Source organism: Mycobacterium sp. SMC-18, from assembly GCF_045310895.1.
GTDB lineage: Bacteria > Actinomycetota > Actinomycetes > Mycobacteriales > Mycobacteriaceae > Mycobacterium.
The window spans coordinates 193,529-217,836 of sequence record NZ_JBJIAL010000005.1 but is presented as its reverse complement, the minus strand read 5'-3'; the positions used below and the strand labels follow the sequence as shown (position 1 = coordinate 217,836).

The following is a 24,308-nucleotide window of genomic DNA, read 5'->3' as shown; positions in this document are numbered from 1 at the left end:
CACGGTTTCCGGCCGCGCCTGGCGGCGCATGATGAAGTCATGGACGGTGTGCTGTTCTTCGACGGCAAGTGCGGGATGTGTACTCGCGCCCGCAATCAGTTGTTGCGGATGAATCGCACCGGCCGGCTTCGCACCGAACCACTGCAGAAGCCCGGTACCGCCGAACGACTGGGAGTGGCACCGGAGCACTTGATGGAATCGGTGTGGTGGCTGGATTCCTCCGGCGAGGTGCTCGGTGGCGCCAAGGCGGCGAACGCCGCGGTGTCCGCGGCGATCGGTACCCGGTTGCCGTTGTGGGTTTACGGCATCCCGGGCGTCGGCGCGCTCCAAGAGTGGATCTACCGCTGGGTCGCGACCCACCGCTACCACTTCCGCGGCGTCACACCGTGGTGCGAATCCGCACCCTCGGAATGTGTTTCACCGTAGCTCTGCCATCGCGCGGTAACCCTCGACTGCGCTGGGGTAGCGGGGACGCCAGCCCGCAGCCTCGCGAAAACGCTTGTTGCTCACCCGAAGTGACCTCGTCATCGACGTGAGTCGGTCACCGAGCAGGAGCCCCAGCCGTCCCGGCCCGCTGATCCAGATGCGGCGCCCGACGGCGGCAGCGCAGGCCTCGGTGTATTCGTGCTTGGTGAGTGGCCGGTCGTCGACGACGTTGTAGGTGCCGCCGGGTGCCGTGAGTGCCGCGACGACGGCGCTCGCCGCATCCGCGACGTGGATCGACGACAGGTAGGTGCCGGGCCGTCCGGGAGAGAACCCGATGTGCCACTTGGCCATGTCGAGGATCTGTTCACTGTGCGCGGCATGCGGGCCGTAGAAGACGCCGAACCGCAGGATCGTCGCCTGCCCGCCGGCCGCCGCGAACCGGCGTGCGCTGGCCTCGGCGGCGTGATTGCCGCGGGTGATGGGGTAGTGGTCTACGGGCTGGTCTTCGTCGATCCAGTCGCTGCCGCCGTCGCGGTAGATCATCACCACGGATTCTTGAATCAGGTTCGGAACGCCCGCATCCCGCGCGGCATCAACAACGTTCGCGGACCCCTCCGAACGCACCCGCTCACATTCCGCCCAGGCGGATTTGCGGATGAACGCCGTGGTCGACGGCAGCGCCGACGCCAGATTGATCACCGCGTCGTGGCCGGCAAATGCGTCGGCCAGCCCGTGACGGTCGAACAGCGACACCGAAACCGGCTCAGCGCCCTGGCTCCGTAACCAAGCGGCTTTCGCATCGCTGCGAGCCAGCGCCGTGACGGCGTGCCCCGCCGCGACAAGGGCGGGCACGGTGTGGACGCCGATGGCGCCTGTCCCGCCGGTCACGAACACCCGCATCAGCTGAACGCCACCGGCAACGTCTGCGGTCCGCGAATGGCGGGAGTATCGCGCCACGTGACCGCGCCGCGGACAACAGGTTGGCGCGCAAGGACTTCCCGCAACGCGACGGTCAACTCCAGCTGGGCCAGCGCCGAACCCAGGCAGTAGTGCGCGCCGTACCCGAAGGCCACGGGGGCGGGGCCGGTGCGGTCCAAGCGGAAGCGGTCGGGTTCGTCGAACACCGCCGGGTCGCGGTTCGCGGCCGCCACCACGACGACGACGCTGTCGCCGGCGGAGATGTCGACGCCGCCCACCGTCTGGTCCTCGGTCGCGGTGCGCACCGTCGACTGCACCGGACCGTCGAGTCGCAGCAGTTCGGTGATGACGGCCCTGTCGACGGTGTCGACCTGTTCGGTCACCAGCCGAATCAGCCCAGCGCCGAGCAGATTCGCGGTGGTCTCGTGTCCGGCGACCGCGATGAGGATGGCGGTCACCACGACGTCTTCGAGCGACAGTTCGGGATCGGTGGCGATGAAGCTGAACAGGTCATCGCCGGGATTGGCCCGTCGATCGGCGGCGAGCGGCAGGAACTCCGCCATGAGTGCTGCCGCGGCGCCGAAGCCCTCGGCCACCTCTACGGGATCGGCCAGGGTGCCGAGCATGCGGATGATCGACGGCGACAGTTCGCGCAGCGACGCGGCGTGGGCCGGATCGAGCGCGAGCCATTCACCCACCACCGCGATCGGCAGCGGTAGGGCGATCCGCGACATGAAATCGAACGGCTCGCCGGTGGGTGCCTGCGCGATGACCTCGGCGGCGATGGTCTCCACACCTTCGGTCAGCCCGGATATCGTGCTGCGGGTGAACGCGTCCCGGACCGCGCCGCGCAGCCGGTCGTGGTGGGCGCCGTCGGTGAAGAGCATCGACGCCTTCGCGAATTCCGGCCCCAGCATGGTCATCGACGCGCGTGCCACCGGGTTGGTCAGCGGGTCGCTCGTCCAGCGGGTCCCGCCGAGCACCTGCCGGGCCGCGTCGTAGCCGAGCACCAACCAACCCTGTGCGGCGTTGTCCCACACGACATCTCCGTCGCGCCGCCGGGCTTCGTAGAAGGGATAGGGATCGGCGGCGTCCCAGGGCAGCCGGGCTGCCGTGACGTCGTTAGCGGACATGGTTGTCCGTCCCGAAAGGCAAGCCACGCTCGCGAACCCAGGCCACGTGCTGACGGCCCAACTCTGTGATCGGCTCCGCGACGCCGTCCATGTCGTCGACCGCGGCACGGGCGTGGAAGGTCGCGTGCAAGGCGGTGAAGATGGCGTTCATGGACAGGTTGAGCCGGGAAAAGAAGACGAGATCGGGCGGCACTGTGATGTGCCGCATCAGGTGGTCAGCATCGCGTACGTCCAGGAGGTTTGCGATCGCGCGCCGCGATGTGTCCTCGGTGTAGGTCACTGGTTGAGGCGCGAGAATCTCATAGATGATGCCTTGGTACCACCGATAAGCGTCATCAGCTGTCAGCGCGGAATCGGTTGTGAAGAATCCACTTTCGATCATGACTGACCTCAGCTCGGGTCTGCGCCCGTCGACCGCTGACCGCATCATGCGCACAATGCGACTACGCAAATCCTCGGATAACACCTTCACGCAGCCGAAGTCGACGAATCCGACCGTGCCGTCAAGGCCGAATCGGTAGTTGCCCGGGTGTGGGTCGGCGTGGAACAGATTGCCGTGCCGGTACGCTCCGGCGATGAACCGGGTGATCACCTCGGCCCAGGTGTCCTTCAAGTTCTGATCGACGTCTTGCGCTGCGGCCCAGTCCAATCCGTCCAGATACGTCATGGTGAGGACACGGTCGCCGGATGCCTCGCGAACGACCTCGGGTACCCGGATGAACGGATGATCGCGGTACAGCTCATGGAACGCGGTGATGTGCGCGGCTTCCCTGCGGTAGTCGATCTCCTCGGAGATGCGTTCGGAAATCTCCGCGGCGATGGGTGTGACATCGGGCAAGACGGTGCCGAGCGTGCTCGCCGCGCCTGCCGCGAACCGGAACATCGTCGCCAGCAATTCGGTGTTCGACAGATCATCGCGAATGGCTTGTGCCACACCGGGATACTGCACCTTGACCGCGACGTCGCGGCCGTCGTGCAGCACCGCACGGTGGACCTGTCCGATGGACGCCGCCGCCATCGGTTCGTCGGAGAACGAGGCGAAGACCGCGGAGATCGGGCGACCGAGATCGTCCTCGACGACCCGCCGGGCCAGCGCTGAATCCATCGGTGGCGCGTCGGCCTGTAGCCGCGTCAGTGCGCGCTGGTACGGCGAGAGTTCGCCGCCGCCAATGGCATTGGCGTCGACCATCGACACCAGTTGACCGGCCTTCATCAACACGCCCTTGGAGTGGCCGAGCAGTTCGGCGTACTGCTCGGCGGTGCGCTCGTGGAAACGTTCGACGGCGCCGGTGTTGCCGGCCTTCTCGCGCAGCGCCGCGACCATCCGGCCACCGGCGGCGCGGGCGGTGAAGCCGGCGACCGGCATGGTGCGGCGGATGCGTCCGCGCGGCACATTCCCGGTCATTGCGCCTCCCAGCGTTGTATGGTGACCTAGTACGAAATATATGACCCTTCTTATATCCGGTCAATGGTGGGGAGTCAGCGGTGGAAACCTCGACAAGGGAACGGACCAAGGAACGCCTGGTCACCGAGGCCATGCGGCTGTTCAGCGAGCAGGGCTACAAAGCCACCAGCATCACCCAGATCGAGAAGGCGGCCGGCCTGGTGCCCGGCTGCGGCGCCCTCTACAACCACTTCAAGACCAAAGAGGCCGTCCTCGCCGCGGGGATCGACAGGCAGTTGGACCGGCGTCGCGCGATGCACGACATCAGCGCACTGTTCGCCGGCGAGGGCGAGCTGCGGACCGAGCTCACGCTGCTCGGCCGGTACGTGCTGAGCGTCCTGAACCAGGAAAGCCAGTTCCTGCAGGTGGCGGCCCGCACACCGGCCGACCAGTCGGACCGCGTCAACGCCGCCTATGCCGCTCTGGTCGACGGCCTCTACAGCGAGCTGACCGACTGGATCAGGGGTTGCGCGCCCCGCCTCGATCCGGCCGACGCCCGGCGGATCGCCGTGGTCGGGGTCAACGCGCTGCTGGGCAAGCAGGCGACACGTGTCGTCTTCCACGCCCCGCAGGTGGACATCCCCGATGACGAGTACATCGCGGACTGGACCGCGATGCTGGCCGGCCGGATCGAAGCCGCGCACTAGTCGGGCAGCGTGACCGGCGGGAAGTACTCGCCTTCCGGCGTCCGGTGCCACCACACCCGGTCGTGCCACAGTTCGTGGGGAGTGGCGTAGCGGTAGCGGAAGATCCGCGCGCGGACGAACTTGGGTGGCGAATCCGGAAACGGATTGTGCCGCAACAGTTTCAGTGTGTCCGCGTCGCCGCGCAGCAATCGCTCCAGTAGGCCGGCGAACCACTGGCGCCCGTAGGTCGGCGAGATCGCGGCGAACCACATCAGCCAGTCGAGTCGCAGGTGGTAGGGCGCCCACTGCCGCGGCAGCCGGCCGACGGCGCCGGGCTTGCCCTTGAATTCGTATTCGTGCCAGACGGTTTCGTCGGTGATGTCGTCATCGTCGGTGCCCTCGATCACCACCTCGCGCCGGACGCGGCCGATCGAGCCGAAGGCGCCGTAGGTGTTCACCAGGTGCAGCGGATCGAACGATGCGTTCATGCGCTGCTGCGGCGACAGTAGGTTGCGCACCGGCCAGTAGCTCAGCACCACGACCAGGGCGCTGAATCCGATGACGAGCACCACGAACCACGTCGGCGCTGCGGCGGGCAGGGGTGTGGCGGACGCCGGCCCGGCGATCGCACTGAACGCCAACACCATCGTCAACCAGTTCAGCCACGCGTAGTTACCGGAGATCACCAGCCAGAGCTGCGTGACCACCACGATCGCGCCCGCGATGGTGGCGACGGGCTGCGGTGCGAACAGCCCGAACGGAACCACCAGCTGCGTGAAGTGGTTGACCGCGACCTCGACCCGGTGCAGCGGCTTGGGCAGGTGATGGAAGAACCAGCTCAGCGGGCCCGGCATCGGCTGCGTCTCGTGGTGGTAGTAGAGGCACGTCAAATCGCGCCAGCACCGGTCACCGCGCAGCTTGATCAGCCCGGCGCCGAACTCGGTGCGGAAGACGAGCCACCGCGCCAGCCAGATCACCAGCACGGGCGGCGCCACGGAGTCGTTGCCGAGGAACACCGCGAGGAATCCGGCCTCCAGCAGCAGGGACTCCCAGCCGAAGGCGTACCACCGCTGCCCGACGTTGACGATCGACAGGTACAGCACCCACAGCAGCAGCCACAGGAGCATCGCCGCCCAGAGCGGCACGAGGTCGCCGGCGCCCGCGACCAGCGCGGTACTGAGTGCGGCACCCGACCAGGCGACGGCCGCGAAGAACCGGTCGGAGTAATGCCAGTGAAAGGTGCTGGGCGCCTGCCGGAACGACACCGCCGACAGATATCGCGGAATGGGCAACATGCCCTGTGCGCCGAGTAGGGCGCGGAATTGCCTTGCGGCGCAGAGGAAGGCAATCAGGTAGACGCCGGCGATGCCACGCTCCAGCACCAGCCGGCTGAACCAGTATTCGGGTGCTGTGAACCAATCCATCGCCGATTCCTGACCCGCCGCTGCTTTCCAGCGTACGGCGGGTCAGGCTCGGGGAAAACGAAAGACTAGTGCTCTTGCTCTTCGAACCGGGCGATCGAGCGGGCCAGCTCTTCTTCGGCCTCTTTGCGGCCGACCCAGTCGGCGGCCTTGACGAACTTGCCCGGCTCCAGGTCCTTGTAGTGGACGAAGAAGTGCTTGATGGCGTCCAGTTCGAACTCCGAGATGTCGCTCAGGTCCTGGACGTTGTCCCAGCGCGGGTCACCGGCGGGCACGCACAGCAGCTTGTCGTCGCCGCCGGCCTCGTCGGTCATCTTGAACATGGCGACCGGGCGGGCGTCGACGATGCAGCCCGGGAAGACAGACTCGGTCAGCAGCACCAGCGCGTCCAGCGGGTCGCCGTCCTCGCCGAGGGTGTTCTCGAAGAACCCGTAGTCGGTGGGGTAACCCATCGGGGTGAACAGGTAGCGGTCGAGCTTCACCCGTCCGGTCTCGTGGTCCACTTCGTACTTGTTGCGCGAACCCTTGGGGATCTCGATGACGACTTCGTGCTCCACCGGGAGACTCCTTAGCTCTGTGCTGATAACGGGCTACACCTTAGACGAGCGATACCCTGCTGAGTGACCCGTACGAGTTCAGGAGCAACATGCGGCCCACCCGGTGGCGCCGATCGACCCACGTGGTGATCGGTGTGGCAGTTCTCGTGCTGGTTGCCGCGCTGGTGGCGGCCGCCGCGGTGATGACGCGGCACGATGCGGTCCCGGCAGCCGGGGCGACGGTCAAGCCCCAGCCCGCGCTCGTCTCGCCCCGACCAGCCGTGCAACCGGTCTCCGACAACGCGCCGCAAGTGGTGCCCGCGCAGCTCGCCGCCGTGCTGGCGCCGCTGGCCGCCAACCCGAATCTCGGCATTCTCGGGGGCCGGATCACCGATGCCATCACCGGCACCCAGGTGTGGGGGCTGAGCGAGAACGTCCCGCTGCAGCCCGCGTCCACCAACAAGACCCTCACGGCGGCCGCGGCCCTGCTGACCCTCGACCGCAACGCCCGGCTGACCACCACGGTCGTGTCCGGCGACACCCCGGGCGTCGTGGTGCTCAAGGGCGGCGGCGACCCGACGCTGTCGGCGGCGCCGCCGGGCACCGACACCTGGTACGGCGACGCGGCCCGGATTTCCGATCTGGCCGACCAGGTCCGCAAGGCCGGCGTCACGCCCCGGGCCATTCAGGTCGACACCAGCCTCTACTCGGGCCCGACCATGGCGCCGGGCTGGGACGTCGCCGACATCGAGGGCGGTGACTGGGCGCCGATCCAGTCGGTGATGGTCGACGCCGGTCGCGTCCAGCCCACGACGGTCGAGTCCAAGCGCTCGACGACACCGGCCCTCGACGCCGGCTGTGCCCTGGCGGCCGCGCTGCGGGTCGACCCCGCCAACGTGACCCTTCGCAGCACCCCTGCCGGCGGCCAGCAGCTCGCGGCAGTGCAGTCGCCGCCGCTGATCGAGCGCCTGCGCGAGATGATGGGCGCCTCCGACAACGTGATGGCCGAGTCGATCGGCCGGGAGGTCGCCGCCGCGGTGAACCAGCCGCAGAGTTTCGACGGCGGGGTACGTGCCGTTCTCGGACAGCTGGCGAAGGCCGGACTGACCACCTCGGGTGCGACGCTGTTCGACGCCAGCGGCCTGTCGGTCAACGACCGGCTCACCGCCACGGTCCTGGACGACGTCGTCAACGCGGCCGCGGGCACCAGCGAGCCCCGACTGCGCCCGCTGCTCGACGTCCTGCCGATCGCGGGCGGCAGTGGCACGCTGTGGAACCGCTACGCCGACACCTCGTCGGCCGGATACCTGCGCGCGAAGACCGGTTCACTGACCGGCACCAACGCGCTGGCGGGCATCGTCACCGACCAGAGCGGGCGGGTCCTGACCTTCGCGCTCATCTCCAACAACGCCGGTCCGGAAGGACGCACCGCGCTGGACGCCCTCGCCGCGGCGTTCCGGTCCTGCGGGTGCGGCACGTGAGCCGGAAACCGACCGTCGGCCGGGCCGTCGACTGGGGCTTCGCTGCCACGGTCGGGGCAAAGCTGACCCGCCCGGAACCGGCGACCACCGACTACACCCGCAACCAGGTACGAGTACAGCTCGCCGATTCGGCGCGCCGGGCCGAGCTCCCGGTGCGCGAGGTGACGCTCCTCAACGAGGGCGCCGAAGTGCCCGAAGCGCGCGTCGTCGACCGGCAGGACTGGGTGCGTGCTGCCGCCGACTCCATGCGGGTGATGACCGGTGGCGAAACCTCCAGTCCCACAGGCCTGGCCGCGAAGCTGGGCGGACGGATCGCCGGGGCGCAGACGGGCGCGGTGCTGGCGTTCGTGTCGTCGGGCATCCTCGGGCAGTACGACCCGTTTGCGGCGAACGGGGGCGAACTGCTTCTCGTCGCCCCGAATGTGCTTGCCGCGGAACGGCAGTTGAAGGTCGAGCCCGCCGACTTCCGGCTGTGGGTGTGCCTGCACGAGGTGACGCACCGCGTGCAGTTCCGCGCGAACCCGTGGCTGACCGAACACATGTCACAGGCGCTCGCCGTGCTGACCGACGAATCCGGTCTGGATGCCGGTGACGTCATCGGCCGACTGGCGGAGTACGTGCGGGCGCAGCGTGACGGCGACGCCGACGCGAATTCGCAAGGCATTCTGGGCATCATGCGCATCATGCAGTCCGACGAGCAGCAGCGTGCGCTGGATCAGCTGCTGGTGCTGGGGACGCTGCTGGAAGGGCACGCCGATCACGTCATGGACGCCGTCGGCCCGGCGGTCGTGCCGTCGGTCGCCACCATCCGCAGCCGGTTCGACGAGCGCCGCCACCGCAAACAGTCCCCGTTGCAACGGATTGTCCGCGCCCTGCTCGGGGTCGACGCCAAGATCGCCCAGTACACCCGCGGCAAGAAGTTCGTCGACGAGGTGGTGTCGACCGTCGGCATGAAGCGGTTCAACGCGATCTGGACCGATGCCGAAACCCTGCCGCTGCCAACCGAAATCGACGAGCCGCGGCGATGGATCGATCGAGTGCTCTGACCCCGCTGCGCGCGGCCGTCACCGCCTTCGCGCGCCGGCACCCGGCCGACCGGTGGTGCGTCGGGCTCTCCGGTGGCGCCGACTCGCTGGCACTGACCGCCGTCGCCGCCGCCCTCAAACCGACCGTCGCGCTGATCGTCGACCACGGCCTGCAAACCGGATCGGCCGACGTGGCTGCCACTGCGGCGGCACAGGCCCGGCAGTTGGGTTGCGTTGACGCGCAAGTGCTCTCCGTCGATGTCGGTACCGACGGCGGGCCGGAAGCCGCGGCCCGCACGGCGCGCTACGCCGCCTTGGACGCCGCCCGCGACGGTGCTCCGGTGCTGCTCGCGCATACCCTCGACGACCAGGCCGAGACGGTGTTGCTCGGCCTGGGTCGCGGCTCGGGCCCGAGATCCATTGCCGGCATGCGGGTTTGGGACCCACCGTGGGGACGGCCCCTGCTGGAGGTGCGGCGCGCCGACACCGAAGCGGTCTGCGCCGAACTGGGACTGACGCCCTGGCGGGACCCGCACAACACCGACCCGCGCTACACCCGGGTCCGGCTGCGCACCGAGGTGCTGCCGCTGCTGGAGGACGTGCTCGCCGGTGGCGTCGCGCCGGCCCTGACCCGTACCGCCGCCGCGCTGCGGGAGGACAACGACGCCCTCGACGCCCTGGCCGCCGGGCACCTGGCCGCACTGCGCGACGGCGAGGGCCTCACCATTGCCGGGCTCGAGGACCTGCCCGCCGCGCTGCGCCGCCGGGTGATCCGCGGTTGGCTGCTGAGCGTCGGCGCCACCACGCTCACCGACGTCCAGCTGCGCGCCGTCGACGCGCTCGTCGCGGATTGGCACGGGCAGGGCGGCGCCGCCGTCAGCTCGCCGCTGCGGTACCAGCGATTGATCGTGACCCGCCGCGCCGGACAGCTCACAGTCGCCGCCCGGCCCGTGTGAGCGACCGCCGAGCGGGACGGTCTTGGTACTCGGCGCGGAGGCATGGCACGCTGTTGCCGTGGATCTGTATCCGGGTGACATCAAGTCGGTTCTCCTGTCTCAGGAGCAGGTTCAGGCGCGCATCGCCGAGATGGCCGCGCTGATCGCCGAGGACTACCGCGCCGACGCGGGCGACCAGGATCTCCTGCTGATCACGGTGCTCAAGGGCGCGGTCATGTTCGTCACCGACCTGGCCCGCGCGATCCCGCTGCCGACCCAGCTCGAGTTCATGGCGGTCAGCTCGTACGGGTCGTCGACCTCGTCGTCGGGCGTCGTGCGCATCCTCAAGGACCTCGACCGCGACATCAGCGGCCGTGACGTGCTGATCGTCGAGGACATCATCGACTCGGGCCTTACGCTGTCGTGGCTGCTGCGCAACCTCGCGACGCGGGGCCCGCGCTCCCTACGGGTGTGCACGCTGCTGCGCAAGCCCGACGCCATGCGCGCCGACATCGACGTCGCACACATCGGCTTCGACATCCCCGACGAGTTCGTCGTCGGCTACGGCCTGGACTACGACGAGCGCTACCGTGACCTGCCGTACATCGGCACGCTCGATCCGAAGGTGTACGAACAGCACTAGTCGGAGCAGAATCCGGAGCATGGACACCGCCCTCCGGATCTGCCCCTTCTGCGAAGCCACCTGCGGCCTGACCCTCACCCTCGAGGACGGCCGTGTCACGGGCGCGCGTGGTGATCACGATGACGTCTTCAGCGCGGGCTTCATCTGCCCCAAGGGCGCCAGCTTCGGTGAGCTCGACAACGATCCGGACCGGCTGACCCGCCCGCTCGTCCGCCGTGACGGCGTACTGACCGAGGCCACCTGGGACGAGGCCTACGCTGTCGTCGCCGATCGGCTCGGCGCGGTGATCGCCGCGCACGGCGGCGCGTCGGTCGGGGTCTACCTCGGCAACCCGAACGCGCACACGATCGCGGGTGCGCTGTATGCCCCGCTGATCCTCAAAGCCCTGGGCACCCGCCAGGTGTTCAGCGCCAGCACGCTCGACCAGATGCCCAAACACGTTGCGCTGGGCCTGATGTTCGGCAGCCCGGGCGCGTTCACCGTGCCCGACCTCGACCGCACCGACCATCTCGTGATCATCGGCGCGAATCCGCTGGTGTCCAACGGCAGCGTGACCACGGCCGCCGATTTCCCCGGCAAGCTGCGGGCGCTGAAGAAGCGCGGCGGCAAGCTCGTCGTGATCGACCCGGCGCGCACCCAGACCGCCAAGCTCGCCGACCGGCATCTGGCGCCGCGCCCCGGGACCGACGCGGCGCTGCTGCTCGCCGTCGTGCATGTGCTGTTCGACGAAGGTCTGGTCGATCTCGGTGCGAACGCCGAGCACGTCATCGGCGTGGAGCAGGTCCGCGCGCTGGCCGCCGACTTCGCGCCCGAGGCTGTCGAACAGGCCTGCGGCGTCGGCGCCGACGAGATCCGCGAACTGGCCCGTGAGCTCGCGGGGGCGCCGACGGCGGCGGTGTACGGCCGGATCGGCACCTCCACAGTCGAATTCGGCACGATCGGCAGCTGGCTCGTCGACGTCATCAACATCCTCACCGGCAACCTGGACCGGCCCGGCGGGGTGATGTTCCCGCTCGGCGCCGCGGTCCCGGCGCCGCGGCCACCGAAGCCGGGCCGCGGCTTCCGGACGGGCCGGTGGGCCAGTCGGGTCTCGGGCTACCCCGAGGTGATGTCCGAATTGCCGGCCACCGCGCTCGCCGAGGAGATCGACACCGCGGGCGAGGGGCAGATCAAGGCGATGATCACCATCGCCGGGAACCCGGTGCTGTCCGCGCCGGACGGCGACCGGCTCGACAAGGCCTTGGACAGTGTCGAATTCATGCTGTCGGTCGACCCGTATCTCAACGAGACCACGCGGCACGCCGACGTCATCCTGCCGCCGCCCCCGCCTTCGCAGAGTCCGCATTTCGACGTGCTGCTCAACAACCTCGCGGTGCGCAACAACGTGCGATACTCGCCGCCGGTGCTGCCGCTGGCCGACCGGCCGGGCGAGGCCGAAATCCTGTCGCGTATCGCGTTGATCCTGACCGGTCTTGGGGCACAAGCGGATCCCGCCCTGGTCGACGCGCAGGTGATCGCGCTGACCTTGGCCAAGGAGACGCAAGACCCGGATTCCCCGGTCGCCGGCCGCGACGTCGACGAACTGACGGCCATGCTCCCCGCCAGCCCCGGCTATGAGCGCCGCCTCGACATGATGCTGCGGCTCGGGCCCTACGGTGACGCCTTCGGCGCCAAGCCCGACGGGCTAACCCTCGAAAAGCTCAAGGCCAACCCGCACGGCATCGACCTGGGCGCCATGCGGCCGAGAATCCCTGAGGTGCTCCGAACCCCCAGCGGCAGAATCGAACTCGCGCCGGAGCCGATCGTCGCCGACGTGGCACGACTACGCGAGGCGCTGAGCCGCTCGGCCGGCGGCTTCCTGCTCATCGGCCGCCGCCACCTGCGCTCCAACAACAGCTGGATGCACAACCTGCCCGCGCTCTCGGGTGGCTCCAACCGCTGCACGCTGCAGATTCACCCCGACGACGCCGCCGACCTCGGCCTCACCGACGTCGCGATCATCAAGGGCCCGGGCGGCGAACTGCTGGCCCCGATCGAGGTGACGGACGTGATGCGGCGCGGCGTGGTGTCGCTGCCGCACGGTTGGGGCCACAACCGCGGTGGCACCGGTCAGCAGCTCGCGAGCAGCCATCCGGGCGTCAACGTCAACCAGCTCAACGACGGCACCCACCTGGACCGGTTGTCGGGCACCGCGGTGCTGAACGGCATTCCGGTCGAAATTGCCGCGGCGGGCTAACCGAGTTCCCAGATCACCGTCACCGAGAAGCTGACGGTCTGCTGACCGGGGGACAGCGGCACGGCTTCGGCCATCGCCATCCGCGGCGCCGGCAACGGCGTCGGGGTGGTGCCGCCGGTGGCCTCGGAGATCGAGATCACCTTGCCGAGGCTCAACCCGGACAGCTGCGCGTACTGCTGCGCGCGGTCCTTGGCGTCGTCGAAGGCGTGCGTGCGGGCGTCTTTCACCAGCTGCGAGTCGTCGTCGATCGAGTACGCGACGTTGCTGATCCGCGTGGCATTACCGCCCGCGGTGACGATCTTCGCCAGCACCTGCGACGCGGTGTCGAGCTTGCGGACCTTGATGTCGATGGTATTGCTGGCCCGGTATCCGGTGATGACGGCGTCGCGGTAGTCCGGCTGCAGCTCGACCTGCTTGGTGGCGATGTCCTTGTTGTCGATGCCCGCCCCGGACAGCGCATCGATCACGGCCTGCTGACGGCTGCTGGTCTGGTTCATGGCGGCGGTGACGTCGGGCGCCGTCGCCTCGATGGACGCGGTGACGTTCAGGGTGTCCGGCGTGCCCTGGACCTTGCCGTTGCCGACGACTGTGACCTGGCGGCTCTCCGGCTTGGCGTCGTCGGAACCGCAGCCGGCGACGCCGACGGTGGTGGCGATCGCAAGTCCGGCGAGGGTCAGGGCGGCAGTACGTCGGGTCGCAAATGGCATGGTTGTCAGCGTACCGACGCGTCTTTGTTGTGCTCGGCGATCGCGTTGCCGACGGCCTCGCCAACCCGGCCGAACAGCTGGTCGCGCAGGCCTTTTGCCCATTCGTGCGAGGCGCGTGGCGCGGTGAGCTGGCCCTTGAAATGGGGGATCACCTCGCGGGCGAACAGTTCGTAAGAGTGCATGGTGGCGGCAGGCGGCGCCCAGTCGTGGCCCAGCATCAGGAACGTGCCGAAGCCGCCGGACCGGTCCAGCATGTCCTGGATGTAGCCGATGCAGTCGGCGGGCGTGCCGATACAGCAATTGCCTTTGGCCGCATAGTCTTCGACGAACTGCCGGGACGTCGGCGCCGGTCCGGTCTGGCTGCCCAGCGGGACGAAGCCGGCCGCGCCGAAGTAGTTCGAGAAATCCTCCAGACCGTAGGTGCAGTCCTCGATGGCCTGCTCCCGGGTGTCGGCCAGGTGCACGACGCCCAGCACCCGCCAGCTGCGCCGGTCGGGCTCGGGCCGGCCGGCTTTCGCGGCCTGGTCGCACACCAGGTCCCACGTGGTCTCGAGGGCGGCGTAGCCGCCGGGCACCGACATCGACAGCGACAGCAGCGACGTGCCCAGCTGCCCGGCCAGTCGCGGACCGGAAGGGGAAACCATTGCCGCCGTGGATATCTCGGGATACGGCCAAGTGTACGGCCGGATGTGCAGCGCGGCGTCGCGCAGCGTGAACCAGTCGGTCTCCCGCGTGATGCGCTCGTCGGGTGCGGCGCGGAACAGGGCCAGGATGGCCTCGAGGGATTCCTGCTGCATGCGGCGCTGGTCGACGGGGTCGATGCCCATCATGTAGGCGTCCGACGGCAGCGCGCCCGGACCGGTCCCGAACATCACCCGGCCGCGGGTCAGATGGTCGAGCAGTACCCAGCGGTCGGCGACCATCAGCGGGTGGTGGTACGGCAGCGACACCACGCCCGGTGCCGAATCGGATGTTCTTGGTGCGTTCGGCGGCCGTGGCGATGAAAACCTCGGGGCAGGCGATCAATTCGTACCCGCCGGAATGGTGTTCGCCGTACCAGACCTCGTCGTAGCCCAGCCGGTCCAGCCGGACGGTGCGTTCCAGGTCGTATTCCAGTGCGGTGGTGGGAGATTGGCCGACCGGGTGGAACGGTGTGATGAAGGCCCCGAAATCCAGTGGGCGACCCGTCATTTCACTCCTCCGATGAAGTCGATGAGGATGGCGTTGACCTCGTCGGGCCGTTCCTGCTGCAGCCAGTGCCCGGCGCCGTCGATCATGACCTCGCGGTAGTCGCCGGTGACGACGTCCCGCACCCGGTCGCGCGGCGTGAAGCTCAGGACCGGATCGGCAGTGCCGCCCACGAACAGTGTCGGCACCGTGATGGTCGCGGCGGGGGTGGTCTCCGTCAGCTTCCAGTTCCGGTCGAAGTTGCGGTACCAGTTCAGCGGACCGGTGAAACCGCTCTCGGTGAAAGCCCTGACGTACGTCTCGAATTCGTCTTCGGGGAGCCAGTCCGGCAGCGGCGGCAGCGGGGTGTCCGCCAGCGAGTCCGGCGGCGCGGCGAAGCCTTCCTCCGCGACCATCCGGCGCATCGTGCTGCGCGGATCGCGGCCCAGTGCCGAGTCGGCCACGCCCGGCTCCTGGAAGTACAGGATGTAGAAGTAGTTGTCGCCGACCCGCCGGCGCCAGATTTCCGTCGGCGGCGCCGATGCCCGCGGCACCGGCGGCACACTCAGCGCGGCGACCGCCCGCACCCGGTCGGGGTGCAGCAGTGCGAAGTTGCACACCACGGGCGAGCCCCAGTCGTGCCCGACGACCACCGCGCGCTCGGCGCCGACGTCGTCGAGCAGTCCGGCCAGGTCCCCGGTGAGGTGGATGATGTCGTAGTCCTCGATGGCTGCCGGGCGCGACGAACAGCCGTAGCCGCGTTGGTCGGGGGCCAGTACGTGGTAGCCGGCCGCGGCGAGCGCCGGGATCTGGTGCCGCCAGGAGTGCGCGAGCTCGGGGAAGCCGTGCGCCAGCACCACGACTGGTGCGCCGCGGTCGCCGGCTTCGGTGACCTGCAGCTGCACGCCATTGGTCTCGACTAACCGTTTGGTGGACGTCATCACCGTTTCACCAAAGCACAGGTTTCCCTCCGGGAACTGCCGATCGTTTGCATAGCGGTAACCTGTGAACTATCCCGCATCTGTGTATCGGAAGGACCTGGCCGACGAGTATTCGCCGGCCGAAATATGTCGATGAAGCGAAAAAACGTCATCCGCACCCTGACCGTCGTCGCGGTCGTGTTGCTGCTGGGTTGGTCTTTCTTCTATTTCAGTGATGACACGCGCGGTTATCACCAGGTCGACACGTCTGTCGCGGTCGCCCAGATCAACGCCGGGAACGTCACCGGCGCCCAGATCGACGATCGCGAACAGCAGGTCCGGCTGGACCTGAAGAGCGTCAGCGCCGACACCGACAACAGCAACAAGATCATCACGTCGTTCCCGACGGGCTATGCGGTGCCGCTGTTCGATGCGCTCAACGGCAAGAACGTCAAGACCAAGACCGTCGTCAACCAGGGCAGCATCCTCAGCTCGCTGCTGATCTACCTGCTGCCGCTGCTGCTGCTCGTCGGCCTGTTCTTCATGTTCTCCCGCATGCAGGGCGGCGGCCGCATGGGCTTCGGCTTCGGCAAGTCGCGCGCCAAGATGCTCGGCAAGGACATGCCGAAGACGACGTTCGCCGACGTCGCGGGTGTCGACGAGGCCGTCGAAGAGCTCTACGAGATCAAGGACTTCCTGCAGAACCCGAGCCGCTACCAGGCCCTCGGCGCCAAGATCCCCAAGGGCGTGCTGCTGTACGGCCCGCCGGGAACGGGTAAGACGCTGCTGGCCCGCGCGGTCGCCGGTGAGGCCGGGGTTCCGTTCTTCACGATTTCCGGTTCGGACTTCGTCGAGATGTTCGTCGGTGTGGGCGCCTCCCGCGTGCGTGACCTGTTCGAGCAGGCCAAGCAGAACAGCCCGTGCATCATCTTCGTCGACGAGATCGACGCCGTCGGCCGCCAGCGCGGCGCCGGCCTGGGCGGTGGCCACGACGAGCGCGAGCAGACGCTGAACCAGCTGCTGGTCGAGATGGACGGCTTCGGCGACCGCCAGGGCGTCATCCTGATCGCCGCCACCAACCGGCCCGACATCCTCGACCCGGCCCTGCTGCGCCCCGGCCGCTTCGACCGGCAGATTCCGGTCTCGGCACCCGACCTGGCCGGCCGCAAGGCCGTGCTGCGGGTGCACTCGGCCGGCAAGCCCATCGCCCCCGACGCCGACCTCGACGGCCTGGCCAAGCGCACCGTCGGCATGTCCGGCGCCGACCTGGCCAACGTCATCAACGAGGCCGCGCTGCTGACCGCCCGCGAGAACGCCACCGTGATCACCGGCCCGGCGCTGGAGGAAGCCGTCGACCGTGTCGTCGGTGGTCCGCGCCGCAAGGGCCGCATCATCAGCGAGCTGGAAAAGAAGATCACCGCGTACCACGAGGCCGGGCACACGCTGGCCGGCTGGGCCATGCCGCACCTGGACCCGGTGTACAAGGTGACGATCCTGGCCCGCGGCCGCACCGGTGGGCACGCCGTCGCCGTCCCCGAGGACGACAAGGGCATGCAGACCCGCTCCGAGCTCATCGCGCGGCTGGTCATGGCCATCGGCGGCCGGGCCGCCGAGGAGCTGATCTTCCGTGAGCCCACGACCGGCGCGGTGTCCGACATCGAGAACGCCACCAAGATCGCCCGCGCCATGGTCACCGAGTTCGGCATGAGCGCCAAGCTGGGCGCCGTCCGGTACGGCACCGAGCACGGTGATCCCTTCTTGGGCCGCACCATGGGCACCCAGGCTGACTTCGGCCACGAGGTCGCCCGCGACATCGACGACGAGGTGCGCAAGCTCATCGAGGCCGCGCACACCGAGGCGTGGGACGTGCTGACGCAGTACCGCGACCAGCTGGACGCCCTGGCCGGCGAGCTGCTCGAGAAGGAGACGCTGCACCGGCCCGACCTGGAGCGCATCCTGGCCGACGTCGAGAAGCGGCCCCGCCTGACGCTGTTCGACGACTTCGGTGGCCGGATTCCGTCGGAGAAGCCGCCCATCAAGACGCCCGGCGAGCTGGCCATCGAGCGCGGCGAGCCGTGGCCCCCGCCCGTCAAGGAGCCGGCGTTCAAGGCGGCCATCGCCGCGGCCAGCCAGGCCGCCGCCGGATCCGGCGTGAACGGCACCAACGGCGCGCACGCCGCGCCGAACGGCCAGCCCCAGCACGGGCAGACCCAGCCGAATTACGGCGCACCCGCGGGCTGGCAGGCCCCGGGCTGGCCGCCCCAGGGACCGCAGCAGCACGGCCACGGCCACCACGCCCAGCCGGGCCAGTGGTACCCGCAGCCGGGCTGGGGACAACCCGGTCCGTCGCAGGGCTACCAGCCGTACCCGCAGCAGCCGGCGCCGCCGCCTGCCAAACCCAACGACGAGTAGGCGCATAGATGACGCGGTCGCAGATCCATTCGGCCAGGCTCACCCCGCCGAAGTTCGATCACGATCGAGCCGAGGCAGCAGTGCGTGAGCTGCTGCTCGCCGTGGGCGAGGACCCGGACCGGGACGGGCTCCGGGACACCCCCGGCCGCGTCGCGCGCGCCTTCGAAGAGATTTTCGGCGGGCTGTACACCGACCCCGACTCGGTGCTCGACACCACGTTCGACGAGGGGCACGACGAGCTGGTGCTGGTCAAGGACATCCCGATGTATTCGACCTGCGAGCACCACCTGGTGTCGTTCCACGGCGTCGCGCATGTCGGCTACATCCCGGGTGAGGACGGCCGGGTGACGGGACTGTCGAAGATCGCCCGCCTGGTCGACCTGTACGCCAAGCGGCCCCAGGTGCAGGAACGGCTGACCGGCCAGATCGCCGACGCGCTGATGCGCAAGCTGAATCCGCAGGGCGCCATCGTGGTGGTCGAGGCCGAGCACCTGTGCATGGCGATGCGCGGCGTCCGCAAGCCCGGCGCGGTGACCACCACCTCGGCGGTGCGCGGCCAGTTCAAGACCTGCGCGTCGTCGCGAGCCGAGGCGCTGGATCTGATCCTGCGGAAGTGAACCCCGTCCGCACGCGCGTGATGGGCGTGGTCAACGTCACCGCCGACTCGTTCTCCGACGGCGGCCGCTTCCTCGACCACGACCGCGCCATCGAGCACGGTCTGGAGCTGGCGGCGCAGGGAGCGCAGATCATCGACGTCGGCGGGGAATCCACGCGGCCCGGCGCGGCCCGGCTGGATCCCGAGGTCGAACGCGGCCGCGTCCTGCCGGTGATCAGAGAGCTTGTGGCACAAGGCATCACGGTCAGCGTCGACACCATGCACGCCGACGTGGCCGAGGCCGCGCTGGAATGCGGCGTGCACATCGTCAACGACGTGTCAGGGGGCCGGGCCGACCCGAACATGGCCCCGCTGCTGGCCGGCGCGCGGGTGCCGTGGGTGCTGATGCACTGGCGCGAGGTCGACGCCGCGCAGCCGCACCGGATTCCGGAGTACCCCGACGTCGTGGCCGATGCCCGGGCCGAACTGCTCACCGCGGTCGACGACGCGGTGGCGGCCGGCGTGGAGCCGGGCAACCTGATCATCGATCCGGGCCTGGGCTTCGCCAAGTCCGCGCAGCACAATTGGGCGCTGCTGCGGGCGCTGCCCGAGTTCGTGGCCACCGGTATCCCGGTGCTGGTCGGGGCGTCGCGCAAGCGGTTCCTCGGCACCCTGCTGGCGGATGCCGACGGCACGCCGCGCGAGCCCGACGGCCGGGAGACGGCCACCGCGGTGATCTCGGCGCTGGCGGCGCAGCAGGGCGCGTGGGGAGTGCGGGTGCATGATGTGCAGGCGTCGGTGGATGCGGTGAAGGTGGTGCAGGCCTGGCATGGCTGATCGAATCGAATTGCGCGGCTTGACCGTTCGCGGGAATCACGGCGTCTTCGACCATGAACGCGAGGACGGCCAGGACTTCGTCGTCGACATCACGGTGTGGATCGACCTGGCCGCCGCCGCGCTGAGCGACGAGCTGTCGGACACCCTGGACTACGGCAAGCTGGCGCAGCAGGCCGCCGACATCATCGCCGGGCCGCCGCGGAATCTGATCGAGACGGTGTCGGCCGAGATCGCCGACTCGGTGATGACCGACCAGCGTGTCCACGCCGTCGAGGTGGTGCTGCACAAGCCCAGCGCGCCGATCCCGTTGACGTTCAAGGACGTTGCGGTGGTGGCGCGCCGGTCGAGGCGGGGCGGCCGAGGGTGACGACCGTGGTCCTGTCCATCGGCTCCAACCTGGGTGACCGGCTCGCTCACCTGCAGTCGGTGGTCTCGGGGCTGCGCGGTGCGGTCCGCGCGGTCTCACCGGTTTACGAGACGGCGGCCTGGGGCGGTGTCGAGCAGGGGCCGTTCCTGAATGCCGTGCTGCTGGCCGACGATCCCGGCCTCGAGGGCCCGGGGTGGCTGCGGCGGGCCCATGAGTTCGAGAACGCGGCGGACCGCGTGCGCGAACAGCGTTGGGGGCCACGCACTCTCGATGTCGATATCGTCAGCTGCCACGACGGCGACGTCGAAGTGCGCTCCGACGATCCGGTCCTGACGCTGCCGCACCCGCTGGCGCATCAACGCGCCTTCGTGCTGGTGCCGTGGCTGGCCGTCGACCCGGCCGCCCAACTGCGAGGTGTTCCGGTCGCCGAACTGCTGGCCGCCATCGACGCCGTCGAACGCGACGGCGTGCGCCGTACCGACCTGGCTCTGGTGCCCTGATGGGACCGACCCGGAAGCGGGACCTGGCCATCGGCACGGTGCTGGCCACGGTCGTCGCGTACCTGCTGGTGATCCTGGTGTACCGCTGGTTCCCGCCGATCACGGTGTGGACGGGGTTGTCGCTGTTGGTTTTTGCCGCCGCGGAGGCGGGCTGGGCATTCTTCCTGCGCGCCAAGATCTCGGGCGGTGACATCGGTGTGGGGTCCGGCCGGATCCATCCGCTGGCGGTCGCGCGGTCGGTCGTGGTGGCCAAGGCGTCGGCCTGGGTCGGGGCGCTGGCCCTCGGCTGGTGGCTCGGCGTCCTCGGTTACGTGCTCCCGCGGCGCGGCGTCCTGCGCGTCGCGGCGGCCGATTTCCCGGGTGTGACGGTCGCCGCGGTGAGTGCGCTGGCCCTGGTGGTGGCGGGTCTGTGGTTGCAGCATTGCTGCCGCGCGCCGCTGGACCCGCCGGAGAAGTCCGACGGCGCAACCGAATAGGTAACGATCCGTCCGGACGGGGTGTCGGTCGACCTGCGATGGGAAGGCAAAACGGTACAGTCAGCCCATGATCGATCCGACCCGGGCTGCGCGCGGCAGGCGTGCGAACCGCAGGCCGGGTTGGTTGCTGCTGACGGCGTTGCTGGTGCTCGCGATCATCGCCAGTTCCGCACTGGTGTTCACCGATCAGGTCGAGTTGCTGAAACTCGCTGTTGTCATTGCCCTGTGGGCCGCAGTGGCGGCGGCGTTCGCCTCGTTCATCTACCGGCGCCAGGCTGATCTGGACCAGGCCCGGGCCCGCGACCTCAAGCTCGTCTACGACCTGCAGCTCGACCGCGAGATCGCGGCGCGGCGCGAATACGAACTGTCGCTGGAATCGCATCTGCGCCGTGAGCTGGCCTCCGAACTGCGCGCCCAGTCGGCCGACGAGGTCGCGGCGCTGCGTGCGGAGCTGGCCGCGCTGCGCGCCAACCTGGAGTTCTACTTCGACACCGATCTGGCGCACCGGCCGGCGCTCGAGACCGACCGCACCGGGCAGACCGCGCCGGTCGGCCGCGTCGTCGCCAGCCGGATCGACACCGAGGACCGGCCCGACCTGATGTCTGAGCCGAACACCGAAGAGAGCCCCATCATCGACGTGGCGGCCGAGCCGCATGTGCCGCCGGACCCCTGGGCGCCACCACCCCCGCCGCCGCAGCCGCCGTTCGGTGGCGCGCACCGTCGTCCGCCGGAGCCGGGCCCGTCCGACTGGCAGCCGACGCCGGCCGAAGGCCAGTGGATTCCGGCCGGTCAGCCCGGCAGCAACTGGGCTGCCGCGACGCCGGAACCGGCGCCGCCCCCGCCGCCGGTCCAGGACCGCGGGCCCGAACCGACCATGACCCTGCCGGTCGTCCCACCCGCTCCCGAGCCGGCTCCGGAACCGCCGCGCCGGGGCCGCCACGGGGCCCCCACGGAACCGGCCACTGCGCCGCCCGCGACCGAGACCCCTGTCACATCCGGACGTCGGCGCCGAGCCGAGCCGGACGATGAACCCGCAGGTCAGCACGTTGGCGGGCAGCCGGCGGCCGAATTGCTGGCGCGGCTGCAGGCCAATCCCAGCGGCGGCGGCCGTCGACGTCGCCGCGAGGACTGAGCTACGCTCTGCGGTGACCGTCCGGTACCTGCCGAGCAGGACTGGAACGAGGAGAAACCACCAATTGTGAGGTCGCTGCAATGAAGCAGCTCGACGGACTGCGTCCGGCCCGGCTCACTGTCGGAATCATTTCCGCAGGGCGGGTCGGCAGTGCGCTGGGTGTTGCGCTGGAGCGCGCCGACCACGTCGTCGTCGCGTGTAGCGCGATCTCCCATGCGTCGCGCGGCCGTGCCGAGCGCCGGCTGCCCGACACCCAGGTGCTGCCCGCACACGACGTCGCCGCCAAGGCCGAACTCCTGCTGCTGGCCGTGCCGGACGCCGAGCTGACGTCCGTCGTCGCCGGCCTGGCGGCCACCGGATCGGTCCGTCCCGGCACCATCGTCGTGCACACCTCGGGCGCCAACGGCATCGCCGTGCTGGCCCCGCTGACCGAGCAGGGCTGTATCCCGCTGGCCATCCACCCGGCCATGACGTTCACCGGCTCGGACGAAGACATCACCCGGCTGTCGGAGACGTGTTTCGGCATCACCGCGGCCGACGACATCGGCTACGCCATCGCCCAGTCCCTGGTTCTCGAGATCGGCGGCGAACCGTTCCGGGTTCGCGAAGACGCCCGCACGCTCTATCACGCGGCCCTGGCGCACGCCGGCAATCACGTCATCACCGTCGTCCTCGACGCCGTCGAAGCCCTGCGCGAGGCGTTGGCCGGGCAGGAACTGCTGGGACAGGAACTGGTCACGGGGGACCCCGCCGGCATCGCCGAGCGCATCCTCGCGCCGCTGGCGCGGGCCTCCCTGGAGAACGCGCTGCAGCGCGGGCAGAGTGCGCTGACGGGCCCGGTGGCTCGCGGTGACGGCGCCGCTGTCGCGGCCCACCTGCGCGCCATGGCAGAAGTGAATCCCGAACTGGCGCAGGCATATCGGGCCATGTCGCTGCGCACCGCACAACGTGCCCACGCACCCGAAGAGGTTTTCGCCGTGTTGAACGACTCAGGGAGAGCGCAGTGACCGATCGCAGGCCGCCGAAGTTCACCGCCGGCGAGCTGAACCTCTACACCAATCCGACCGACGTGTCGGATGTGTCGCGGGTGCTGCGCGCGACGGGGCGTCGCGTGATGCTCGTGCCGACCATGGGCGCGCTGCACGAGGGGCACCTGGAGCTGGTGCGCTCCGCCAAGAAGGTGCCCGGCGCCGTCGTGGTGGTGTCGATTTTCGTCAACCCCTTGCAGTTCGGCGCGGGGGAGGACCTGGATGCCTACCCGCGGACGCTGGACTCCGACGTCGAGCTGCTGCGGGGCGAGGACGTCGACATCGTGTTCGCGCCCAGCGCCGCCGCGATGTACCCCAACGGCCGGCGCACCACGGTCGTACCGGGCCCGCTGGGCGCCGAGCTGGAGGGCGGCTCCCGCCCGACACACTTCGCCGGGATGCTGACCGTGGTGCTCAAGCTGCTGAACATCGTGCGGCCCGACCGCGCGTTCTTCGGCGAAAAGGATTACCAGCAGCTGGTTCTGGTGCGCCAGATGGTCGACGACCTCGACCTCGACGTGCGCATCCAGGCGGTGCCGATCGTGCGCGAGTCCGACGGACTGGCCATGTCGTCGCGCAACCGCTACCTCGATGCTGAACAGCGCGAGCAGGCCGGGGCGTTGTCCGCGGCGCTGCTCGCCGGTAAGTACTCCGCGTCGCACGGCGCGGCCGCCGCACTCGATGCGGCCCGGGCGGTCCTCGACGAGGTACCCGCCATCGACGTCGACTATCTGGAAGTCCGGGACCCCTGGCTGGGTCCGGCACCGGCCTCGGGCCCGGCCCGGATGCTGGTGGTGGGCCGGCTCGGCACGACCAGATTGTTGGACAACATCGCCATCGACATCGGTGCATCCGCAGGGATCGACGGTCACCCCAATGTGGGGTCTGCCTTAGACCAGGACGGAAACCACGAATTACCTTGGAGGAATTGATGTTTCGCACCATGCTGAAGTCCAAGATTCACCGGGCCACGGTGACGCAGGCGGACCTGCACTACGTGGGTTCGGTGACCATCGACGCCGACCTGATGGACGCCGCCGACATCCTCGAGGGTGAGCAGGTCACCATCGTCGACATCGACAACGGCAACCGGCTGGTCACCTACGCCATCACCGGTGAGCGCGGCACCGGCATCATCGGGATCAACGGTGCCGCAGCGCATCTGATCCATCCGGGTGACCTGGTGATCCTCATCGCCTACGCCACCATGGACGATGCCGAGGCCCGGACGTACCAGCCGAACGTCATCTTCGTCGACGCGCAGAACCGGCAGATCGACTTCTCGCACGACGCCGCGCACGTCCCGGACGGCGTCGACGGCCTGCTGTCGCCGCGGTAACGCC

24 protein-coding genes and 1 pseudogene are annotated in these 24,308 nt (G+C 69.3%); 17 read left to right on the top strand and 8 right to left on the bottom strand.

Annotation, left to right across the window (positions count from 1 at the left end):
- The first annotated feature begins 39 nt into the window (after positions 1 to 39).
- Positions 40 to 426: a thiol-disulfide oxidoreductase DCC family protein gene (locus ACJH6J_RS06905; protein ID WP_135356524.1), complete on the top strand. Its 387-nt coding sequence runs from the start codon at positions 40 to 42 to the stop codon at positions 424 to 426.
- Here ACJH6J_RS06905 and ACJH6J_RS06900 read toward each other — a convergent pair.
- From ACJH6J_RS06900 to ACJH6J_RS06890, 3 genes are read right to left on the bottom strand one after another with little or no spacing between them, the layout of a single operon-like run.
- Complete coding sequence (locus tag ACJH6J_RS06900; RefSeq protein WP_135356441.1) at positions 418 to 1,326, bottom strand: NAD(P)-dependent oxidoreductase; 909 nt, start codon at positions 1,324 to 1,326, stop codon at positions 418 to 420. The two genes, ACJH6J_RS06905 and ACJH6J_RS06900, sit on opposite strands and share 9 nt — an antisense overlap.
- Positions 1,326 to 2,477 (bottom strand): cytochrome P450, encoded by a 1,152-nt coding sequence (locus ACJH6J_RS06895; RefSeq protein ID WP_318985394.1) that lies wholly within the window; start codon positions 2,475 to 2,477, stop codon positions 1,326 to 1,328. Before ACJH6J_RS06895 ends, ACJH6J_RS06900 begins: the two co-directional genes overlap by 1 nt.
- The gene (locus ACJH6J_RS06890; protein WP_212807303.1) at positions 2,467 to 3,882 is read right to left on the bottom strand and encodes an AarF/ABC1/UbiB kinase family protein; all 1,416 of its coding nucleotides are present in this window, start codon (positions 3,880 to 3,882) and stop codon (positions 2,467 to 2,469) included. Before ACJH6J_RS06890 ends, ACJH6J_RS06895 begins: the two co-directional genes overlap by 11 nt.
- Before the next feature lie 131 nt (positions 3,883 to 4,013).
- On the opposite strand from ACJH6J_RS06890, the gene ACJH6J_RS06885 reads away from it, so the two are divergent.
- Complete coding sequence (locus tag ACJH6J_RS06885) at positions 4,014 to 4,568, top strand: TetR/AcrR family transcriptional regulator (RefSeq protein WP_212814550.1); 555 nt, start codon at positions 4,014 to 4,016, stop codon at positions 4,566 to 4,568.
- Here the strand turns inward: ACJH6J_RS06885 and ACJH6J_RS06880 are convergent.
- Together ACJH6J_RS06880 and ACJH6J_RS06875 are read right to left on the bottom strand one after the other, a co-directional pair.
- Positions 4,565 to 5,971, bottom strand: coding sequence for a lipase maturation factor family protein (locus tag ACJH6J_RS06880; RefSeq protein ID WP_212807302.1), 1,407 nt, complete (start codon positions 5,969 to 5,971; stop codon positions 4,565 to 4,567). The genes ACJH6J_RS06885 and ACJH6J_RS06880 overlap by 4 nt on opposite strands.
- Positions 5,972 to 6,036: 65 nt before the next feature.
- Positions 6,037 to 6,525: an inorganic diphosphatase gene (locus ACJH6J_RS06875; protein WP_029118967.1), complete on the bottom strand. Its 489-nt coding sequence runs from the start codon at positions 6,523 to 6,525 to the stop codon at positions 6,037 to 6,039.
- Positions 6,526 to 6,614: 89 nt separating this feature from the next.
- Between ACJH6J_RS06875 and dacB the strand changes: the two genes are divergently transcribed.
- From dacB to ACJH6J_RS06850, 5 genes are read left to right on the top strand one after another with little or no spacing between them, the layout of a single operon-like run.
- A complete protein-coding gene (gene dacB, locus ACJH6J_RS06870) occupies positions 6,615 to 7,985 on the top strand; it encodes a D-alanyl-D-alanine carboxypeptidase/D-alanyl-D-alanine-endopeptidase (RefSeq protein ID WP_212807301.1) in 1,371 nt (456 codons plus the stop codon).
- On the top strand, positions 7,982 to 9,031 hold the full coding sequence (locus tag ACJH6J_RS06865; protein WP_406774095.1) for a zinc-dependent metalloprotease: 1,050 nt from the start codon (positions 7,982 to 7,984) through the stop codon (positions 9,029 to 9,031). Before dacB ends, ACJH6J_RS06865 begins: the two co-directional genes overlap by 4 nt.
- Positions 9,010 to 9,966, top strand: a complete 957-nt coding sequence (gene tilS / locus ACJH6J_RS06860) for a tRNA lysidine(34) synthetase TilS (protein WP_406774096.1) — start codon at positions 9,010 to 9,012, stop codon at positions 9,964 to 9,966. The genes ACJH6J_RS06865 and tilS overlap by 22 nt, the downstream gene beginning before the upstream one ends.
- A 22-nt stretch (positions 9,967 to 9,988) precedes the next feature.
- Positions 9,989 to 10,588, top strand: coding sequence for a hypoxanthine phosphoribosyltransferase (hpt, locus tag ACJH6J_RS06855; protein WP_346415065.1), 600 nt, complete (start codon positions 9,989 to 9,991; stop codon positions 10,586 to 10,588).
- 19 nt (positions 10,589 to 10,607) lie between these two features.
- The gene (locus ACJH6J_RS06850) at positions 10,608 to 12,824 is read left to right on the top strand and encodes a molybdopterin-dependent oxidoreductase (protein ID WP_406774097.1); all 2,217 of its coding nucleotides are present in this window, start codon (positions 10,608 to 10,610) and stop codon (positions 12,822 to 12,824) included.
- Here ACJH6J_RS06850 and ACJH6J_RS06845 read toward each other — a convergent pair.
- The 3 genes and pseudogenes from ACJH6J_RS06845 to ACJH6J_RS06835 form a co-directional block, all read right to left on the bottom strand.
- Positions 12,821 to 13,531 (bottom strand): SIMPL domain-containing protein, encoded by a 711-nt coding sequence (locus tag ACJH6J_RS06845; protein ID WP_318985397.1) that lies wholly within the window; start codon positions 13,529 to 13,531, stop codon positions 12,821 to 12,823. The genes ACJH6J_RS06850 and ACJH6J_RS06845 overlap by 4 nt on opposite strands.
- Before the next feature lie 5 nt (positions 13,532 to 13,536).
- Positions 13,537 to 14,722 (bottom strand): annotated as a pseudogene (locus ACJH6J_RS06840) (LLM class flavin-dependent oxidoreductase).
- Positions 14,719 to 15,639 (bottom strand): alpha/beta fold hydrolase, encoded by a 921-nt coding sequence (locus ACJH6J_RS06835; RefSeq protein WP_305798790.1) that lies wholly within the window; start codon positions 15,637 to 15,639, stop codon positions 14,719 to 14,721. Before ACJH6J_RS06835 ends, ACJH6J_RS06840 begins: the two are co-directional and overlap by 4 nt.
- 132 nt (positions 15,640 to 15,771) lie before the next feature.
- Between ACJH6J_RS06835 and ftsH the strand changes: the two genes are divergently transcribed.
- The 10 genes from ftsH to panD all read left to right on the top strand — a co-directional run bounded on the left by ftsH (position 15,772) and on the right by panD (position 24,304).
- Positions 15,772 to 18,030, top strand: a complete 2,259-nt coding sequence (gene ftsH, locus ACJH6J_RS06830; RefSeq protein ID WP_212807294.1) for an ATP-dependent zinc metalloprotease FtsH — start codon at positions 15,772 to 15,774, stop codon at positions 18,028 to 18,030.
- Positions 18,031 to 18,038: 8 nt separating this feature from the next.
- A complete protein-coding gene (folE, locus tag ACJH6J_RS06825) occupies positions 18,039 to 18,647 on the top strand; it encodes a GTP cyclohydrolase I FolE (protein ID WP_135356455.1) in 609 nt (202 codons plus the stop codon).
- Between the two features lie 20 nt (positions 18,648 to 18,667).
- Positions 18,668 to 19,462: a dihydropteroate synthase gene (gene folP / locus ACJH6J_RS06820; RefSeq protein WP_406803741.1), complete on the top strand. Its 795-nt coding sequence runs from the start codon at positions 18,668 to 18,670 to the stop codon at positions 19,460 to 19,462.
- Complete coding sequence (gene folB / locus ACJH6J_RS06815) at positions 19,455 to 19,829, top strand: dihydroneopterin aldolase (RefSeq protein WP_135356456.1); 375 nt, start codon at positions 19,455 to 19,457, stop codon at positions 19,827 to 19,829. The genes folP and folB overlap by 8 nt, the downstream gene beginning before the upstream one ends.
- Positions 19,826 to 20,329: a 2-amino-4-hydroxy-6-hydroxymethyldihydropteridine diphosphokinase gene (folK, locus tag ACJH6J_RS06810; RefSeq protein WP_135356457.1), complete on the top strand. Its 504-nt coding sequence runs from the start codon at positions 19,826 to 19,828 to the stop codon at positions 20,327 to 20,329. Before folB ends, folK begins: the two co-directional genes overlap by 4 nt.
- Positions 20,329 to 20,805: a DUF3180 domain-containing protein gene (locus ACJH6J_RS06805; protein WP_135356458.1), complete on the top strand. Its 477-nt coding sequence runs from the start codon at positions 20,329 to 20,331 to the stop codon at positions 20,803 to 20,805. Before folK ends, ACJH6J_RS06805 begins: the two co-directional genes overlap by 1 nt.
- Before the next feature lie 67 nt (positions 20,806 to 20,872).
- Positions 20,873 to 21,937 carry a DUF6779 domain-containing protein gene (locus ACJH6J_RS06800; protein WP_135356459.1) on the top strand — a complete coding sequence of 355 codons (1,065 nt, stop codon included), beginning with the start codon at positions 20,873 to 20,875 and terminating at the stop codon, positions 21,935 to 21,937.
- 80 nt (positions 21,938 to 22,017) lie between these two features.
- The gene (locus ACJH6J_RS06795; RefSeq protein ID WP_135356460.1) at positions 22,018 to 22,944 is read left to right on the top strand and encodes a Rossmann-like and DUF2520 domain-containing protein; all 927 of its coding nucleotides are present in this window, start codon (positions 22,018 to 22,020) and stop codon (positions 22,942 to 22,944) included.
- Positions 22,941 to 23,897 (top strand): pantoate--beta-alanine ligase, encoded by a 957-nt coding sequence (panC, locus tag ACJH6J_RS06790; protein ID WP_135356461.1) that lies wholly within the window; start codon positions 22,941 to 22,943, stop codon positions 23,895 to 23,897. Before ACJH6J_RS06795 ends, panC begins: the two co-directional genes overlap by 4 nt.
- Positions 23,897 to 24,304 (top strand): aspartate 1-decarboxylase, encoded by a 408-nt coding sequence (gene panD, locus ACJH6J_RS06785; protein WP_020100918.1) that lies wholly within the window; start codon positions 23,897 to 23,899, stop codon positions 24,302 to 24,304. Before panC ends, panD begins: the two co-directional genes overlap by 1 nt.
- The last annotated feature ends 4 nt before the right edge of the window (positions 24,305 to 24,308 follow it).